Source organism: Kitasatospora sp. cg17-2 (assembly GCF_054031055.1).
Genome location: NZ_CM132923.1, coordinates 9,452,346 through 9,466,874 on the forward strand (window position 1 = coordinate 9,452,346; position 14,529 = coordinate 9,466,874).

Annotated in this window: 15 protein-coding genes and 1 pseudogene; 10 read left to right on the forward strand and 6 right to left on the reverse strand. The window is 72.6% G+C overall.

The genetic code is table 11. From position 1 onward, the window contains the following. Position 1 precedes the first annotated feature (1 nt). Positions 2-1,429, forward strand: coding sequence for a UDP-N-acetylmuramate--L-alanine ligase (gene murC / locus ACW14Y_RS39610; RefSeq protein WP_456985239.1), 1,428 nt, complete (start codon positions 2-4; stop codon positions 1,427-1,429). Between the two features lies 1 nt (position 1,430). Here the strand turns inward: murC and ACW14Y_RS39615 are convergent, their stop codons facing one another. Beyond that, entirely contained in the window at positions 1,431-2,819 is a 1,389-nt protein-coding gene (locus tag ACW14Y_RS39615; RefSeq protein ID WP_380438355.1) for a UDP-N-acetylmuramoyl-tripeptide--D-alanyl-D-alanine ligase, read from the reverse strand. A gap of 130 nt (positions 2,820-2,949) precedes the next feature. Between ACW14Y_RS39615 and ACW14Y_RS39620 the strand changes: the two genes are divergently transcribed. The 5 genes and pseudogenes from ACW14Y_RS39620 (at position 2,950) to ACW14Y_RS39640 (ending at position 6,956) form a co-directional block, all read left to right on the forward strand. Then, positions 2,950-3,900 carry a D-alanine--D-alanine ligase family protein gene (locus ACW14Y_RS39620; protein WP_380438353.1) on the forward strand — a complete coding sequence of 317 codons (951 nt, stop codon included), beginning with the start codon at positions 2,950-2,952 and terminating at the stop codon, positions 3,898-3,900. Further along, a complete protein-coding gene (locus ACW14Y_RS39625) occupies positions 3,897-4,910 on the forward strand; it encodes a threonine ammonia-lyase (protein WP_380438351.1) in 1,014 nt (337 codons plus the stop codon). The genes ACW14Y_RS39620 and ACW14Y_RS39625 overlap by 4 nt, the downstream gene beginning before the upstream one ends. Further along, a complete protein-coding gene (locus tag ACW14Y_RS39630) occupies positions 4,886-5,494 on the forward strand; it encodes a C39 family peptidase (RefSeq protein WP_380438349.1) in 609 nt (202 codons plus the stop codon). The genes ACW14Y_RS39625 and ACW14Y_RS39630 overlap by 25 nt, the downstream gene beginning before the upstream one ends. 246 nt (positions 5,495-5,740) lie before the next feature. After that, a pseudogene (locus tag ACW14Y_RS39635) lies at positions 5,741-5,953 on the forward strand (transposase); the annotation flags it as partial. 82 nt (positions 5,954-6,035) lie between these two features. Continuing rightward, complete coding sequence (locus ACW14Y_RS39640; protein ID WP_380438416.1) at positions 6,036-6,956, forward strand: IS3 family transposase; 921 nt, start codon at positions 6,036-6,038, stop codon at positions 6,954-6,956. 28 nt (positions 6,957-6,984) lie between these two features. Here ACW14Y_RS39640 and ACW14Y_RS39645 read toward each other — a convergent pair whose 3' ends face one another. Further along, positions 6,985-7,497: a recombinase family protein gene (locus tag ACW14Y_RS39645; RefSeq protein ID WP_380438347.1), complete on the reverse strand. Its 513-nt coding sequence runs from the start codon at positions 7,495-7,497 to the stop codon at positions 6,985-6,987. Positions 7,498-7,544: 47 nt separating this feature from the next. On the opposite strand from ACW14Y_RS39645, the gene ACW14Y_RS39650 reads away from it, so the two are divergent. After that, positions 7,545-7,817 carry a hypothetical protein gene (locus ACW14Y_RS39650; protein ID WP_380438345.1) on the forward strand — a complete coding sequence of 91 codons (273 nt, stop codon included), beginning with the start codon at positions 7,545-7,547 and terminating at the stop codon, positions 7,815-7,817. Positions 7,818-7,995: 178 nt separating this feature from the next. Then, positions 7,996-9,477, forward strand: coding sequence for a glutamate synthase subunit beta (locus ACW14Y_RS39655; protein WP_456985240.1), 1,482 nt, complete (start codon positions 7,996-7,998; stop codon positions 9,475-9,477). Here ACW14Y_RS39655 and ACW14Y_RS39660 read toward each other — a convergent pair. Next, positions 9,467-9,907 carry a hypothetical protein gene (locus ACW14Y_RS39660; protein WP_456985241.1) on the reverse strand — a complete coding sequence of 147 codons (441 nt, stop codon included), beginning with the start codon at positions 9,905-9,907 and terminating at the stop codon, positions 9,467-9,469. The two genes, ACW14Y_RS39655 and ACW14Y_RS39660, sit on opposite strands and share 11 nt — an antisense overlap. Positions 9,908-10,124: 217 nt before the next feature. Then, positions 10,125-10,691: a TetR/AcrR family transcriptional regulator gene (locus ACW14Y_RS39665; RefSeq protein ID WP_456985242.1), complete on the reverse strand. Its 567-nt coding sequence runs from the start codon at positions 10,689-10,691 to the stop codon at positions 10,125-10,127. Between the two features lie 104 nt (positions 10,692-10,795). Here ACW14Y_RS39665 and ACW14Y_RS39670 point away from each other — a divergent pair, with 104 nt between their 5' ends. Continuing rightward, a complete protein-coding gene (locus tag ACW14Y_RS39670) occupies positions 10,796-11,266 on the forward strand; it encodes a nuclear transport factor 2 family protein (RefSeq protein WP_380301281.1) in 471 nt (156 codons plus the stop codon). A 32-nt stretch (positions 11,267-11,298) separates the two neighbouring features. Here ACW14Y_RS39670 and ACW14Y_RS39675 read toward each other — a convergent pair whose 3' ends face one another. Both ACW14Y_RS39675 and ACW14Y_RS39680 read right to left on the reverse strand, forming a co-directional pair. Further along, positions 11,299-12,039 carry a class I SAM-dependent methyltransferase gene (locus tag ACW14Y_RS39675; protein ID WP_456985243.1) on the reverse strand — a complete coding sequence of 247 codons (741 nt, stop codon included), beginning with the start codon at positions 12,037-12,039 and terminating at the stop codon, positions 11,299-11,301. A 213-nt stretch (positions 12,040-12,252) separates the two neighbouring features. Next, positions 12,253-13,836, reverse strand: coding sequence for an FAD-binding oxidoreductase (locus ACW14Y_RS39680; RefSeq protein ID WP_456985244.1), 1,584 nt, complete (start codon positions 13,834-13,836; stop codon positions 12,253-12,255). A 65-nt stretch (positions 13,837-13,901) separates the two neighbouring features. On the opposite strand from ACW14Y_RS39680, the gene ACW14Y_RS39685 reads away from it, so the two are divergent. Next, positions 13,902-14,525, forward strand: coding sequence for a TetR/AcrR family transcriptional regulator (locus ACW14Y_RS39685; protein ID WP_380301287.1), 624 nt, complete (start codon positions 13,902-13,904; stop codon positions 14,523-14,525). The last annotated feature ends 4 nt before the right edge of the window (positions 14,526-14,529 follow it).

Consider the following 14,529-nt stretch of genomic DNA (forward strand, 5'->3'; position numbering starts at 1 on the left):
CATGGAAACCAGGAACGTGATCGTCCCCGTGCACGACGGACCCATCGACCTCTCCCGCGCGCACTTCGCGGGCATCGGCGGCGCCGGCATGTCGGCGTTGGCCCGGCTGCTGTTGGAGCGCGGCAGCCGCGTCTCTGGCTCGGACACCAACGACACCGCCGCTCTGAGGGCCCTGGAGGAGGCCGGGGCCTTCGTCACCATCGGGCACAGCGCCAGCAACCTGCCCACCGACGCCAGCGTCCTCGTCTGGTCGAGCGCGGTGAGCCCCAGCAACCCGGAGGTGGCCGCCGCCCGTCGCACCGGCATCCCCGTCGTGCACCGGTCGGACGTGCTGGCCCACCTGATCGCCACCGCCGAGCAGTCGGTCGCCGTTGCTGGCACCCACGGCAAGACCATGACAACCGGCATCCTCACCGCCGCCCTGGCCCACCTCGACCCGTCCTACGCCATCGGCGGCATGCCCGTCGACCGCCCCAACGCCTACCAGGGAACCGGCGGCCTCCTGGTCGCCGAGGCAGACGAGAGCGACCGCACCGCGGGCCGCTACCACCCGAAGGTGGCGGTTGTCCTGAACGTCGACGACGATCACCCCGAGCAGTACGTCGACCTGGACGACGTCCTGGACGTGTTCGAGCGTCTGGCCCGCAACGCGAGCGTGCTGGTGGTCTCGGCCGACGATGCCGGTGCCCGCCAGCTGACCCAGCGCCTGGACGGCTCGCCCAGCCCGCACCTCATCACGGTGGGCGAGGCGAAGGACGCCGACGTGCGGGTGCTGCGCGTGCTGTGGGACGGCACGGCCAGCCACGTCACGGTGCAGGACACGGATGGGTCGTGGCACGAGTTCACCCTGGCGGTTCCGGGGCGGCACAACGCCCTGAACGCTGCCGCCGCCTTCGCCGCCGGCCGGGTGCTCGGGGCCGAGCCCATGGATCTCGCAAGCGGCATCTCCAGCTTCCAGGGCGTCCAGCGCCGACTCACCACCACCGGCCGCCACGCCGGGGTGGCGGTGCTGGACTCCTACGCCCACCACCCGACCGAGATCACGGCCGACCTGGCCACGGCCCGGATGCTGACCGAAGGCCGGGTCATCGCGGTGTTCGAGCCGACCGGCTGGACGCGGACCGCGGCCCTGGGCGAGGAGATGGGCCGCCGTCTCGCGGCGGCCGACGAGGTCGTCCTGCTGGACGTGCACTCCTCGGTCGAGTCGCCGCTGACCGGCATCAGCACCGTACCGATGGCCGCGCAGGTCGCCGAGTACGGCAGCCGAGCCCACCGGGCCAGGGCCGGCCGTGACGTGGCGGACCTGGTCGCCGAGCTGACGCAGCCCGGCGACCTCGTCATCACGATGGGAACGGGGACGGCCGGCCGCATCGGCCGGGCGATCCTGTTGCGGCTCACCGAAGCCGCCGTGCCCGCGCCGGCCGCGTAGGTCAGCTACTGGCGTCGGCTTTGGCCAGGCGCAGCGCCGTGTCCTCCAGCCCCACGCTGTGGGAGCCCTTGACCAGCACCACGTCGCCGGGCTTCAGGTAGGTCAGCAGGAGGTCGAGGGCGGCGTCCCGGTCCGGCACAAGCGTGCTGGTGACGCTGCCCTCGACCGCCGCGCTGTACGCCAGCTCGGCTTCCTGGCCGCCGACCGCGATCAGGTCGGTGATTCCACTCCGGGCGACGAGTCGGCCCAGCTCCGTGTGGTGGGCCCCGGACTCCGCGCCCAGTTCTCGCATCTCACCCAGCACTGCCACCGTGCGGCGCCCGCCGCCTGCCATGGCTGCCAGCGCCGACAGGGCCACGGCCATTGAATCGGGGTTGGCGTTGAAGGCGTCGTTGATCACGGTCACGCCGTCCGGGCGCTCGGTCACGTCCATGCGGCCGGGCGTCAGCTGCCGGGCGCCGCTCAGCGCCTCGGCGGCCTGCGCCACGCTCGCCCCCAGCCCAATCGCCACGGCCGCGGCGGCCGTCGCGTTGGACACGTGGTGGGCGCCGTGCAGCCCCAGCGTCACGCGGGCGCTGTCGCCCCGGTACGTGAGGATGAACGAGGGCCGGCCCGCGGCGTCCAGTTCGACGTCAGTGGCCCGGACGTCGCCAGCCTCCACCCCGAAGGTCAGGACGGACGCGCTGGTCCGCGTAGCCATCGACATGACGTACGGGTCGTCCGCGTTCAGCACGGCCAGGCCGTCGGCCGGCAGCGCCTCGACCAGTTCGCCCTTGGCCTCGGCGATTGACTCCTTGCCGCCGCCGAACTCCCCGACGTGGGCGGTCCCGACGTTGAGCACCAGGCCGATCTGCGGTGGCACGAGGCTCGTCAGGTACGAAATGTGGCCCTTGCCACGGGAGCCCATCTCCAGCACCAACAGCCGGGTGGTCTCGTCCGCCCGGAAGACAGTCAGCGGCAGGCCGATCTCACCGTTGAACGACAGCGGGGTGGCCACGGTGGTGTCCATAGTGCCAAGCACCTGGGCCAGCAGGTCCTTGGTGCTGGTCTTGCCGGCCGAGCCGGTCAGCCCGATGACCGTCGGGGACTTCAGCCGGGCGAGCACCGCCCGAGCCAGGGCGCCCATCGCGTCCTGGACGTCCGGCACCACGATGGCTGGCACCCCAACCGGCCGGAGCGCCAGTACCGCCGTGGCTCCAGCTGCCACCGCAGCCTCGGCGAACCGGTGGCCGTCGGTGTGCTCGCCGGGCAGGGCAATGAACAGCGACCCGGGCTCCACCAGCCGCGAGTCAATGACCCCGGGCCGGTCCACCACGGCGGTGGGATCGGGCACGTCGTGCAGGTCGCCCCCGACGGCCGCGGCGATCTCTTGCAGGGTCATGGGGACCACGGTGGCTCCGATCCATCTGATGCAGCTATCCGCCTCCGAAGGCGGCCTGCCCCTGACGCTAGCCACTTCCACCGGGCCCTGCCGGTCGTCCCACGCATTCCGAACCAGACTGTGACAAAAGGAAATGGGCATGTCTGCTACCAACCACCTCCGCATCGCTCTCGTCACCGGCGGCCGGTCCGGTGAGCGCGATCGCTCCCTTATCTCGGGCGAGGCCGTCCGCGAGTCGCTGGTCCGCCAGGGCCTGGCGCACGTGGTGCTCGACCCGACCGACAAGGACTTCGCCGACCGCGTCCGCGAGACCGACGTCGCATTCCTGGCCATTGCCGGCCAGTGGGCCGAAGACGGCAAGCTCCAGGGACTGCTGGACAGCCTGGGCGTTCCCTACACCGGCTCCGGCGTGCTGGCCAGCGCCACCGCGATGCACAAGCCGACGGCCAAGACGTTGGTCCAGGCGGGCGGCGTGAACGTGTTGCCGCATATCCCGCTGCAGGGCACCCAGGGTCCGACCGAAGCCGCCAATGCCTGCGCGGAGGAACTCGGTCTGCCGGTCATCCTCAAGCCGGCCTCGGAGGGTGGCTCCATTGGCATGCGGGTCTTCCGCGACCTGAACTCGCTGGCGACCACGCTGACGCACGACACGCGGGGCGGCGAGTGGTTCGTCGAGCCGTTCAAGGAGGGCACGGCCGTCACCTGCGGCGTGCTGGAGCAGGGCGGCGCGCTGCTGGCTCTGCCGCCGCTGGAGACGGTCCCGACCACGGCCGACTTCTACGACTACCGGGCCAAGCGCAACCCGGCCGGCCACCGCTACCGCTGCCCGGCCCAGCTGCCCGACACCACCCTGGCAACCATCTCGGGTGCCGCTCTCCGGGCCCACCAGCAGTTGGGGTGCTCGGGCTACTCGCGGTCGGACTTCCTGGTCACGGCGGATGGGGCGGTCCACTGGCTGGAGATCAACACGCTGCCCGGCCTGTCCCCGCACGGCAACCTCGCCACCATGGCCGCGGCGGCCGGCATCAGCTACGACCAGCTCATCCAGACCATGCTCACCACCGCCCACACCGACGGGTACCGACCGTGAGCGCCGCCCTGCCACTGTCGGCGGCCGACGTCTACGACGCCCAGCGCCGGCTGCAGGGCGTCGCTGCGGCGACCCCCATCCTGTCGCACCCGCGGCTCGACGCGTTCGCCGGCCGAAGCGTGCTCTGCAAGGTCGAAGCCCTCCAACGCAGCGGCTCGTTCAAGTTCCGCGGCGCCTACAACGCAGTTGCTGAGCTCAGTCCCCGCGACCGACGGCGCGGCGTGATTGGCGCCTCCTCCGGCAACCACGCCCAGGCCCTTGCCCTGGCTGGTCAGCTGCTGGGTGTGCCCGTCACCGTCGTGGTGCCGCACGACGCACCACCAATGAAGGTGGATGGTGCCCGCGCGATGGGCGCTGAGGTTGTCGCCTACCACCGCCAGCGCGACGACCGCGACGCCATCGTCGCCGAGCTGACGGTCGACCGAGGACTCGCCATCGTGCCGTCCGCCAATGCCCCAGCAGTCATGGCCGGTGCGGGCACGGTCGCGCTGGAGCTGCTGTGGCAGGCCCCGGTGATGACCGCGATCCTGGTCCCGGTCGGTGGCGGCGGGCTGGCGGCAGGCACCGCCGTGGCGGCCAAGCACCTCAACCCGCACCTCAAGGTCATTGGGGTCGAGCCCGTCACCGCCGGCGACACCGCCGCCTCACTCCAGGCTGGGCAGCTGGCTGAGCTCCCCGCGGTTCCGGACACCATCGCGGACGGGCTGCGGCACACGGCACCGGCCGCGCTGCCGTGGGAGGTCAACCGCGTTCTGCTCGACGACGTAGTGACGGTGACTGACGATCAGATCGTGCAGGCTATGGGCTGGGCGTTCAACCACCTCAAGGTGGTGGCCGAACCCTCCGGCGCTGTGGCGCTCGCAGCCCTGGACGGTCTCGACCTGCCGCCCGGTCCGGTGGGTGTGATCATCTCCGGCGGCTCGGTCGAGTTGGACGCCTTCCATCGTCTCGTGGCCACTGCGCCATCCCGGAAGGAACCAGCCCGTTGCCTCGCCACCCGATCCCCCTGATCACGCAGTACGCCACCCCCAGCCTGATCCAAGCCATCGCCTACGAAGGCCACCCGCCAGGCGATGACGACAACTGGGCGACGAGCGGTGCGCCGGACCGGGAGACGTACGGCTACTGGTGCACCCGGCTGTGCGGGATGGCCTGCCTGCGGATGGCTCTGTTCGCCCGGGACGGACTGGCACCCACGCTGTTCGAGCTGCTGGACGGCTGCCGTGTCTACGGGGGCTATGTCCAGCGGGAGGACGGCGGCGTCGACGGTCTGTACTACCAGCCGTTCACGGCGTACGCCGACGCCCACCACGGCTTGGCGACGGAGATCATCACGGCTCTGACGCCGGACCGGCTCATCGCCGAGCTCGACCAGGGCCGCCTCGTGATCGCCTCCGTGCACAAGGAGATCCGCCGTCCTGACCGGCCGGCCCCTGGGCGCGGTGGGCACCTCGTCCTCGTCACCGGCCACCAGACCGGCACCGTGGCGTTCCGCAACCCGTCCGGCCACACCGCTGACTCCCGGGAGGCAGTGCTGCCCCTCGACCATTTCGACACCTTTGCCGCCGGGCGAGGGATCTCGCTGCACGTCTGACGCCGCTGGCCGCGGCCCAGAACCTCGCGGCTTGGCCTCCTTGCCTCCGGCCAGGAGGCCACCGCCGTGCCAGACGTTCGTTCGCCCCTGGTCCAGCTGACGCTGGCCGATACCCCCAATGCCGTGCTTTGGGCCCGGCGGCACACAGTCGACCTGCTCGGCCGGTGAGGTTCCCCCGAGGTGCGGAAGGTTGCCGGACATGGCCTGATGGGCCGTGAGAAGGGAGCCTGTGCCATGGCTGCACCGATGAAGTACCCGCCCGAGTTGCGACAGCGAGCTGTTGCCGCGTACCGGGCCGCCGACCCGAAGCCCGTGATCCGGCAGATGGCCCGCGATCTCGGGGTGCACCACGAGGCCCTGCGCAACTGGATCCGCCAGGACGAGGCGGACCGCGGCGAGCGCGACGACCGGCTCACCACGGCCGAGAAGGAGGAGCTGGCCGCTCTTCGCAAGGAGAACGCCGAGCTCCGCCGGTCCTGCGAGATCCTCAAGGCCGCCTCGGCTTTTTCGCCCAGGAGCTCGACCCGACCCGGCGACGGTACTGAAGCTCATCGACGAGCACCAGGACCGCTTCGGGGCCGAGCCCGTCCTCCGGGAGCTGCACATCCCCGCCTCCACCTACTACCGCTGGCGCCGCGACGTTCACGAGCCGTGCGCGCGCAGACGCCACGACGCCGAACTGACCGAGGACATCCGCCGCATCCACACCGACTCCGACGCCACCTACGGCTCCCCGCGCGTCCACGCCGTCCTGCGACGCGAGGGCACCCACGTCGGCCGCAAACGGGTCGAGCGCCTGATGCGCGAGGCCGGCCTGCAAGGTGTCAGCCCGCGCCGACCCCGTTCCTTCACCCGCCGCGACCCGGCGGCCGACCTTGCCCCGGACCTGGTCCGGCGCGACTTCACCGCGGGCGCCCCGAACCGACTGTGGGTCGCAGACATCTCGCTGATCCCCACCGGCGAGGGACCGTGGTGGCTGGCCACGATCCGCGACGCCTTCTCCCGAAGGATCGTGGGCTGGCACACCTCGGAGCGAGCGGACGCCGACCTCGTGCTCACCGCCCTGGAGTACGCCCTGCACGGCCGGCCCGTCGAGCCAGGGAAGCTGATCCATCACAGCGACCACGGGTGTCAATACACATCCATCAAGCTCACAACTCGGCTGTTGAAGGCGGGAATCGAGCCGAGCATGGGAAGTGTGGGCGACTCCTACGACAACGCCCTCGCGGAGAACTTCTGGAGCGTCCTGAAGACCGAGTGCGTGCGCCGCACGACCTTCGCGACCCGCACCGATGCCGACCTCGCCCTTTTCGCCTACATCGACGGCTTCTACAACATCCGCTGCATCCAAAAGCGCCTCGGCTGGCTCAGCCCGGACGAGTACGAGACGAAGTACTACGCCGACCAGACGACGGCCGAACCAGTGGCCGTCGAACCACCCACACCTGTCCTGACCAGGTAATCAGCACCTCCCGCGCAACGGGGGAAGCTCAAGCCTGAGCCGCCTTCTTGCTGCGGACTCGGTCCGAGATGTTGTCGCTCTCGCCGGCGGCCGTGTTCACGGCGTCACGGATGGCCTTACGGCCGACGCTGGTACGCAGGTCGTAGTAGCCGCCGCGGGTGGTGACGATGGTATGCAGGCTGGTCTTCTTCGACCAGACGAGGTCGATCAGGGCTTCCGCTTCGAGCGGCTTACGGAACAGGCGGGTCACTTCGACGCACAGGATGACATCGACCCCGCTGGCGCGGACCAACGCCATGAGCTTCTCGAAGTCCTCGCGCTCCTCGCTGCTGTAGGAGGAGGCCGAGATGTCGTTGTCATCGAAGCTGGCGACATGCAGCCAATCCGGCCTCGACATGCGGAGGAGCGCACACTCGTCCAGCTGGATGGCGACGTTCTCGCCGCGAGCAGCTGGGTCTTTGGCATCGTCATCCGACAGCCGCGCGTAGTCAGCGACGCGCTGGAGAAGCTGTTGACCTGGCAGAACTTGGACAGTGGACACAAGAACATGCCTCGTTATGTCCAAATTGTACCATCTGACAGGTCCCTTTGCCAGCAGTCGCCTGGACGGCATCCCTGGAGGTGGCACTCCTGGTCGGCCCGGGAGCGGCGCTCACCATCATCGGCCTGACCTGGACGCGCTTCATCGCCCGCGTGGCGTCCTTCGCTTGCACCATGGGCGGCTTCACCGTCGTGCTGGCGTTCGCCGGCAGCCTCACCCTCGTGCCGTCGCAGCTGCCACTCGCCGCCACCCTGGTCCTCCCCGTCCTCGGCTGGCTGGGCATGACCCTCCTCCCGACGGCGATCGTCCGGATGGACTGACCTTCCCGGTCCCGCCGGACGGAGTTCCGCGCCCGCGGTGGCCGACCCGAGGAGCGACCCGGCCCCCGGCTCCCCCGGGCCGCTTCCCGCCGGCCGTTCGTGGGCGTACCGTGGCCACACGGTGGCGCGTCCGCCGGGTGCCGCCGGCCCGTGTCGGCACGCCCTGCCGGAGGCCGCGATGGCAGCAGACCGGATGGCCTTCCTCACCACCCCGCGCGCGGAGCGCGTGCGGCGGGACGCCCGGGAGCGGGTCGAGGACTGGCGGGAGGTCTACCGCCCCGGGTCCCTGCTGCCGATCGTCGGCGGACAGGCCGCCCGCTGCATGGACTGCGGGCTGCCGTTCTGCCACAGCGCCTGCCCGCTCGGCAACCTCGTCCCGGACTGGAACCGGCTGGTGGCCCTGGACGGCTGGCGGGCCGCGGCGGCGCGCCTGCTGGCGACCAACAACTTCCCCGAGTTCACCGGGCGGCTCTGCCCGGCCCCCTGCGAGAGCGCCTGCGTGCTGGCCGTCGACGGCGGGGCGCCCGTCACGATCAAGAACATCGAGCTCGCCCTGGCCGACCGTGCCTGGGCGGAGGGCTGGGACCTCCCGCAGCCGCCCGCCAGCACCACCGGACGGCGGGCGGCCGTGGTCGGCTCCGGCCCGGCGGGCCTCGCCGCCGCCCAGCAGCTCACCCGGGCCGGCCACACCGTCACGGTGTACGAGCGGGCCGACCGCCCCGGCGGGCTGCTGCGCTACGGCATCCCGCCGTTCCGGCTGGAGAAGCACCGGCTGGACCGCCGGCTCGACCAGATGCGGGCCGAGGGCACCGAGTTCCGCACCGGCCTGCGCGTCGGCCGGGACCTCGCGGCCGACGAGCTGCGGGCCGGGTGCGACGCGCTGGTGGTCGCCGTCGGCGCGGGCCTGCGGCGCGAACTGCCGGTGCCCGGCTGCCGGCTCCCCGGCGTGCACCAGGCGATGGCCTATCTGACCGGCGCGAACCGGGTCGACGAGGGCGGACTCCCGGCCGCGCCGGTGTCCGCCGAGGGCCTCCGGGTGGTGATCGTCGGCGGTGGCGACACCGCGGCGGACTGCCTCGGCACCGCGCTGCGGCAGCGGGCGGCGGCCGTCACCCAGCTCGACATCAACCCGCGCCCGCCCGCGCGCCGGGCCCCCGGGCAGCCGTGGCCGGTCCATCCCAAGGTCCACCGGGAGACGACCTCGCACGAGGAGGCCGGCGCCACCGGGGGCGGGGTCCGGGTGTTCGCCGCCAGCACGGTCGCCTTCGAGTCGGGCCCAGACGGACGCCTCGCCGCGGTCCGCTTCGCCGACGCGGACGCCGAATCGCCCGACCGAGGGCCCCGGGCGGGCACCGAGCGCAGCGTCCCGGCCGAACTGGCCCTGCTCGCGCTGGGCTTCACCGGCCCCGAGCCGGAGCCCTGGCTGAGTGCCGACCTCGGGCTCACGGTCGGCCCGGACGGCGCCTTCGCCCGGGACGACGGCTTCGCCGCCGGGGCGGCCGGCGTCTTCGTCGCGGGCGACGCGGGGCGCGGCCAGTCGCTGATCGTGTGGGCGATCGCCGAGGGCCGCTCGGCCGCCGCCGCCGTGGACCGCTACCTGCGCGGCAGCACCGAACTCCCGGACCCGATTCGGGCCTCCGCCCGCCGGCTCACCCTGTGAGGCCGGGGGCACCGGCCCCGTTCGATGCCCCCGGGACCCAGGCGGCGCAGAACTGCTGCCCGCCGTCGGAGAACTTGTAGGCGGTGCCGGGCGCGCACGTGTCGGGGGTGGATCCCCGGGGGGTGAGGAGTGGTGAGCGGAGCTTCTTGACGATCTTGTACTGCGGCTTGGAGGGGCCCGTGGCGTCGCACCTGATCTCACGGCCGGAGGGATCGCCGTTGGCGGCGAGCGCCCCCACGATGCAGTCGCCGACGCCGATCATCGGGCCGCCGCCCTGCCCGGGGTCGCCGGGGTGGGGGGCCTTCAGGTTGCGCAGGCAGGCGTACGCCTCCTTCTCGTAGAGCTGGGCGGTGCGGCCGTTCGCCCGCGCCAGGTTCGGGCCGAGGTCGAGCACGAAGTCGGTGTCGTCCTTGCAGGCGGGCCGCTTCACGGCGGGTACGGACGAGTGGGGGAGGGCGGTGCGGGTGCGCGAGACGACCTGGGCGACCGCCGTGAGGCTCTCGCACGGGACGGGGCCGTAGGTGGCCGGGTGGAGGTCCGAGACCGCCTCGGACGCGACGGAGACGCACTGTCCGGCGGCGAGGTAGTCGTCCGTCAGCTCGGTGGCCGTGGACGCCGTGGGTGTGGCGGGTGCCGGGGGCGGGTCCTCAGGTTCTCGCGCCGGCGCCGGTGAGCAGCAGCCGGGCGCACGCCCCGGCCTCGGCGGCGGGGTCCGGGGTCCCGGTGAGGGTGGCGAGGGTGATCGCCCCCTCGGTGAGCAGGGCCAGGTGGACCCCGGTGCCGGGCGGACAGTCGGCGTCCTCGGCGAGCCCGCCGAGGTAGTCGCGCAGCGCCTCCTTGTGCCGGCGCGCGACGGCGGCGACCCCGGGCGCGGTGGCGCCGAGCTCGCCGTAGGAGTTGACGAAGGCGCAGCCCCGGAAGCCGGGCCGGGCGAACCAGTCGGCGAGCCAGTCGTACACGGCGAGCACCCGTTCGGCCGGAGTGCCGCCGACCGCGTCCACATGGTCGGCGAGCTCGGCGAGCCAGCGCCGGTCGCGGCGCTCCAGATAGGCCTCGACGAGTTCCTCCTTGGAGGGGAAGAGCTGGTAGAGGCGGCGCAGGGTGACGCCGGCGGTGGTGCGGACGGCGTCCATGCCGACCGCCTGCACGCCCTGGGCGTAGAACAGCTCCTCGGCCGCGTCGAGGATCCGGGTACGTGCGGCGTCGGTGTCCATCAGCCGTGTCCTTTACATGAGAACCATGGTTCTCATAGGGTAGCGGACATGGTGAGAACGACCGTTCTCACTCGACCCGGCACCATCCCCAGAAGGAGACCGGTATGTCCGAGCAGCGCCCGCCCCTGCCCCCGTTCACCGAGGAGAGCGCCCGCGTGAAGGTCCGGGCCGCCGAGGACGGCTGGAACACCCGAGACCCGCAGCGGGTCTCCCTCGCCTACACCCCGGACAGCCGGTGGCGGAACCGCGCCGAGTTCGTCACCGGGCGCGAGGAGATCGCCGCCTTCCTCACCCGCAAGTGGCAGCGCGAGCACGAGTACCGGCTGATCAAGGAGCTCTGGGCGCACTCCGCCGACCGCATCGCGGTCCGCTTCGCGTACGAGTGGCACGACGACTCCGGCCAGTGGTACCGCTCCTACGGCAACGAGAACTGGGCGTTCGACCAGGACGGCCTGATGGCGCACCGGCACGCGTCGATCAACGACCTGCCGATCGCCGGGGCGGAGCGCCTCTTCCACTGGCCGCTCGGCCGCCGCCCCGACGACCACCCGGGGCTGACCGAGCTCGGGCTCTGAGCCGGGGCCCGGGCCCCGGCCGCCCGGTGGGGTCAGGCGCGGCAGCGCAGCATCGTCAGCGGGGGATTGGCGGCGTAGTCGTCCCAGAACTCCTCGCCGTACTCCCGCAAGCCGGCCGCCGAGATCTCCAGCGGGACCCAGGTGATCCCGGTGAACCCGGCCGCCCGCAGGCTCCGCTCCCAGACCTCGCGGCCGGGCGGGTTCGCGACGAAGGAGATCGGCGGATCGAGCAGTGCGGTGATCCTCACCCGGGGCCCGATCGCGGTGTCCTCGCCGAGCGATTCGCAGAGGAAGCCGTACTTGGCCAGCGACGGTCCGTCGAAGCGGTAGTCCGGGTGCTGCCCGAAGGCGAAGAACTCGGCCCCGGAGGCCAGGCTCCGGTGGATGTTGCGGCACATCCGCTCGACGGTGGCGACGTCCTCGGCGTAGTTGAACAGCTGGACGGCGACCGCGAGGTCGAAGGGCTCCTCGAAGGAGCGCAGTTCGGCGACGTCACCGAGCTCGTACCGCACGCCCAGCGGGTCGGCGTCCTCGCGCGCCCGGGCCGCCTCGACCATCGCGGAGGAGATGTCGACGCCGAGGATGCGGGAGGCGCCCCGGCGCTTGAACTCGCGGCTGTAGAAGCCGGTTCCGGAGGCGAGGTCGAGGACCGACCTGCCCTCGACGTCGCCGACCAGGCCGAGGAAGCCGGGCACCTCCCCGTAGCGGGCGAGCGGAAGGGTCTTGAAGCCCTCGAACGCCTCGCCGATCCCGTCGTACAGCTGACCGCTCATCGTGTCGGTCCCCCCTCTGTTCCGTCCGTGGCGGCGGCCCCCGGAACGGGCCGCCGCCCCTGGCGGGAAGTCTCCCTCCCACCCACCGGCCCGGCGAACTGGCGGAAACCCCGAACCCGGTGCGGTCACGGACGGTCCGGTTCTCGTGTTCCTCCCGACCGGAACCGCGCGGAGCGCCGGAACGCCCGCACCTCGACCGCCCGGCGGCACCCGTCAGTCGATCAGCACACCGGGGTTGAGGATGCCGTGCGGGTCGAGGGCTCCCTTGGCGGCGCGCAGGGCCAGGGCGAACGGCTCCGGACGCTGGCGGTCGTAGCCGGGGCGGTGGTCGCGGCCGACGGCGTGGTGGTGGGTGACCGTCGCGCGGTGGCGGTGCAGGACGTCGGTGGCCGCGGCCTTGACGTCGTCCCAGACGGCGACCTCGTCGCCGGGGCGCCCGGCCACCGCGACGGTGAAGTAGGGCGCGGCGCCGTCCGGGTAGACGTGGGTGAGGCGGCAGTTGACGGTGGCCGGCTGTCCGGTGGCCGCGCGGGCGGCGGCGCCGACCTCGGCGCGGACGGCGTCGATCAGGGCGGGGATCCGGTCCCAGATGGCGGCGGTCTCGAAGGTCTCGACGACGGCGCCCATCCGGGCCAGTCCGTCGCGGAGGTAGGGCATCCGCAGGAACGCCGAACGCCAGGTGCCCACGGCGCCGCCGCCCGCGGTGTCCGCCGCGACGCGTCCGCCGTGGTCGCGGGCCAGCTCGACGGCGGCGGCGAGCCGGCCGTCGACGGGCCCGGTGGCGGACTCGAAGCCCAGGACCAGGACGCTCGCTCCGTCCTTCGACGCGCCGGAGAACAGGGCCTCGCCGGGGTCGAGCAGCCGGCAGTTGGCCGGGGCGAGGTCGGTCTGCGCGACGGCGCGCACGGCGTCCAGCGCCCGCCGGAAGTCGGTGAAGGCCAGTGCGGCGGAAGCCTTGTGGCGGGGGCGTTCCTGCACCCGCATCCAGGCCTCGGTGATGACGCCGAGGGTGCCCTCGGAGCCGAGGAACAGCCGGTCGGGCGAGGGCCCGGCCCCGGACGCCGGCAGTCGCCAGGAGGCGCTGGTCCCGGTGGGGGTGACCACGCGCAGCGACTGCGCGAAGTCGTCGATGTGCGTGCGCCCGGTGGCGTAGTGGCCGCCGGCGCGGGTGGCCAGCCAGCCGCCGAGGGTGGAGAACTCGAAGCTCTGCGGGAAGTGGCGTAGGGTCAGGCCGTGGGGCCGCAGCTGGTCCTCCAGGACGGGACCGAGGGCCCCGGCCTGGATCAGGGCGGAGCGGCCGGCCGGGTCGACCTCCAGGACGCGGTCCATCGAGGTCAGGTCGAGCGACAGCACGGCGCGGTGGGCGTCGCCCCGGTACTCCACCCCGCCGACCACCGAGGACCCGCCGCCGAACGGAACGACGGCCACCCCGTGCGCACCGGCCCAGTCGAGCAGGTCGGCCACCTCCCGGTCGCCGGTCGGGCGGGCGACCAGGTCCGGGATCCGGCCCGGGCGGCCGCGCAGGGCGCGGGCGATGTCGCGGTAGGCCTTGCCCATGGCGTGGGCGGCCCGGTCGTCGGGGCCGTCGCCGACGAGGTGGGCCAGGGAGGGCGGGGGTGTCACGGCGGGTTTGCCGACGGCGAGGTCGGCGACCCGGGGGACCGGCAGCGGGCGGGCCAGGGTCCCCGGCAGCAGGGCACCGAGCGCGAGGCACTCGGCGTCGTCGGGCTGGGCGTCCTGATAGCCCCAGCCCCACCAGGACCGGAGGCGGGGAGCGTTCTCGGCGGCAGGCGTCATGGGGCAGCTCCGGGGGTCCGATGAACTTACCGGTCAGTAAATTACCCTAAGGTAAGATCAGTTCTATGACAATGCTTCCCACCAGGGCCGGCACCAAGGGCATGCCCAGGGCCGAGCGCGAACGACAGGTTCTCGCCGCGGCCACCGAGGAGTTCGGCCGACGCGGCTACGAGGCCACCACCATGGCCACCGTCGCCGCCCGGGTGGGCGTCACCAAGCCCCTGCTGCACCAGTACTTCGGCAGCAAGCAGGACCTCTTCCTCGGCTGCCTCGAACCGGTCGGCGACCGCCTGCTGACCGCCGTCCGGACCGCCATGGCCGACCACGACAACGGCGCGCCCCCCACCCCCCTGCGCGTGCTGCGCGCCCTCTTCGACGCCCTCGACGGGCAGCGCGAGGCCTGGTTCGTGCTCTATGACCCCTCGCTCCCGCCCGGCAGCGAGGCCGCCCACCGCGCCGCCCACTACCGCGACGCCATCGACGAACTCGCCGCCACCGGCACCGCCGACCTCCTGCGCAGCACCGGATCCGACGACCCCCTCGACGCCGACGCCCTCAAGTACGCCTGGCGCGGCCTGTGCACCACGCTCGTCCGCTGGTGGATCGAGCACCCCGACCAGACCCCCGAGGCCATGGCAGCACGCTGCGCCCGGATCTTCGCCACCGCCCGGGCCGTCGGCCCGGGCTGAGGGC

Excerpts from the sequence above, each read along its gene's own strand:
- ACW14Y_RS39670 (WP_380301281.1), top strand. The coding sequence starts at position 10,796 with ATGTCCGAGCAGCGCCCGCCCCTGCCCCCGTTCACCGAGGAGAGCGCC.
- ACW14Y_RS39675 (WP_456985243.1), bottom strand. The coding sequence starts at position 12,039 with ATGAGCGGTCAGCTGTACGACGGGATCGGCGAGGCGTTCGAGGGCTTC.
- ACW14Y_RS39685 (WP_380301287.1), top strand. The coding sequence starts at position 13,902 with ATGACAATGCTTCCCACCAGGGCCGGCACCAAGGGCATGCCCAGGGCC.
- ACW14Y_RS39665 (WP_456985242.1), bottom strand. The coding sequence starts at position 10,691 with ATGGACACCGACGCCGCACGTACCCGGATCCTCGACGCGGCCGAGGAG.
- murC (WP_456985239.1), top strand. The coding sequence starts at position 2 with ATGGAAACCAGGAACGTGATCGTCCCCGTGCACGACGGACCCATCGAC.
- ACW14Y_RS39655 (WP_456985240.1), top strand. The coding sequence starts at position 7,996 with ATGGCAGCAGACCGGATGGCCTTCCTCACCACCCCGCGCGCGGAGCGC.
- ACW14Y_RS39680 (WP_456985244.1), bottom strand. The coding sequence starts at position 13,836 with ATGACGCCTGCCGCCGAGAACGCTCCCCGCCTCCGGTCCTGGTGGGGC.
- ACW14Y_RS39620 (WP_380438353.1), top strand. The coding sequence starts at position 2,950 with ATGTCTGCTACCAACCACCTCCGCATCGCTCTCGTCACCGGCGGCCGG.